General features: G+C 60.1%; 2 pseudogenes. Both read left to right on the top strand.

What is annotated here, in order from left to right:
- A pseudogene (locus GHO03_RS24625) lies at positions 1-270 on the top strand (hypothetical protein); the annotation flags it as partial.
- A 181-nt stretch (positions 271-451) separates the two neighbouring features.
- Positions 452-556, top strand: a pseudogene (locus tag GHO03_RS25965) (MbeD/MobD family mobilization/exclusion protein); the annotation flags it as partial.
- Positions 557-749 lie beyond the last annotated feature (193 nt).

The following is a 749-nucleotide window of genomic DNA, read 5'->3' as shown; positions in this document are numbered from 1 at the left end:
ATCTTCCACGCCTTCGTCAAGGCCGTGGGCATCTACCCCGTCGGCTCCTTGGTTCGCCTGTCCTCTCAGCGTCTGGCCGTTGTCGTTGAGCCGGGAATGGAATCACTGCTGACTCCCAAGGTTCGCGTGTTCTTCTCGCTACGCTCGAGAGAGCCGATCCCGATGCAGACCATCGACCTGGCGGCCACGAGTTGCAAGGACAGTATCACTGGCCCCGAAGACCCGACGCTCTGGAACTTCAAGAACCTCGACGACTTGTGGATGGAATAGCCCCCACAAAACGACGGCCCCGTGAGGGAGCCGTTGAACATCGTCGAGCGATGCCCGTCCAGGGAGGGATGGCCGAGCTCGATTCTCCAGAAGGTAGCTGGTGACACGAGTGTTGAGCCCACCCAACTAGGGTGACGGAAATTTCTGGGGTTCCGGCTTACATCCCCAGTACGAGCGCAGCCAGACAGAGAACATGGCCCTGTCGCAGCAGGTGCAGAGCTTGAGCGGGCAGGTGAACGACTTGGCGCAGCGCGTAGAGGGTTTGAGCCGCGCGCTCAGGAAGTGATCCAGGAGCATAAGCGGCATAAGTCGCGCAGCGGGCCCACCTTGGGTTAGGCTGGCCCCCAGAAAAAACAAAACCCCCGTGCTCTATTCAACTTGCCGGAAGAGGGAGCGACGGGGGCCCCGATAAGAGCACTGGAGTGCCCTGAACGTGTCGAAAGCATATCACGCCACCATCGCAGATCAACCAGGACAAC

Source organism: Pseudomonas sp. FSL R10-1339 (genome assembly GCF_009600545.1).
Classification (GTDB): domain Bacteria; phylum Pseudomonadota; class Gammaproteobacteria; order Pseudomonadales; family Pseudomonadaceae; genus Aquipseudomonas; species Aquipseudomonas bubulae.
Note: the sequence above shows the minus strand (reverse complement) of the source record. Positions and strands in the feature narration are given on the sequence as shown.